Genomic DNA, 709 nt, shown 5'->3' with positions numbered 1-709 from the left:
GGTATAGGTCGCGGTCGGCACCGGGCCGTTGTAGTTCGGCGCCGGGGTGAAGGTGAAGCTGCCATTGGCATTGATCACCAGGGTGCCGACACCGGTGAGGGTGGCGGTCTGCCCAGCGGTGTAGGTGGCGCCGCCCACTTCGAACTGGGTGACAGTGAGGCTGTCACCGTCGACATCGCTGTCGTTGGTCAGGACGTTGCCGACTGCCGGGAGGTCCTCAATCACTGGAACCGGGCCGTCGTTGCTGGCCAGCGGTGCATCGTTCGCCGGAGTGACGCTGATGCTTAGCGTGGCGCTGCTGCCGGTGTTGGTGGTGTAGGTCACCTGCGGTACTTCACCGTTCCAGTTGGCAGCCGGGGTGAAGGTGTAGTCACCGTTGCTGCCGAGGGTGAAGGTACCCACGTTGGCAATGATGGCGGTCTGGCCGGCAGTGAAGCTGCCAGTGATGCCAGCCACGCTGAAGCTGGCGACGGTAAGGGTGTTATCCACATCGCTGTCGTTGTTCAGCACGTTGCCAGTGGCCGGGTTGTCTTCGGCCACGGTGTTGGTATCGGCAACCAGGACGGAAGCATCGTCCACCACATTGACCGTAATGGTGCCGGTGGCCGGAGTGGCGTCTTCCAGACCGTCGTTATCCACGGAGGCATACTGGAAGGTGGTGGTGCCGTTCCAGTTGGCGTTGGGCACGAAGGTGACACTGGCGCCATTG

Annotated in this window: 1 protein-coding gene; it reads right to left on the bottom strand. The window is 62.8% G+C overall.

The genetic code is table 11. The annotated features are described in order from the left end of the window. Nucleotides 1–709, bottom strand: a 709-nt coding sequence (locus E8E75_RS00080) for an Ig-like domain-containing protein (RefSeq protein ID WP_280357623.1), incomplete at both ends; no start/stop codon positions are given.

The sequence above is a fragment of the Pseudomonas sp. BN606 genome (assembly GCF_029873115.1).
In the GTDB taxonomy this organism is placed as follows: domain Bacteria; phylum Pseudomonadota; class Gammaproteobacteria; order Pseudomonadales; family Pseudomonadaceae; genus Metapseudomonas.
Note: the sequence above shows the minus strand (reverse complement) of the source record. Positions and strands in the feature narration are given on the sequence as shown.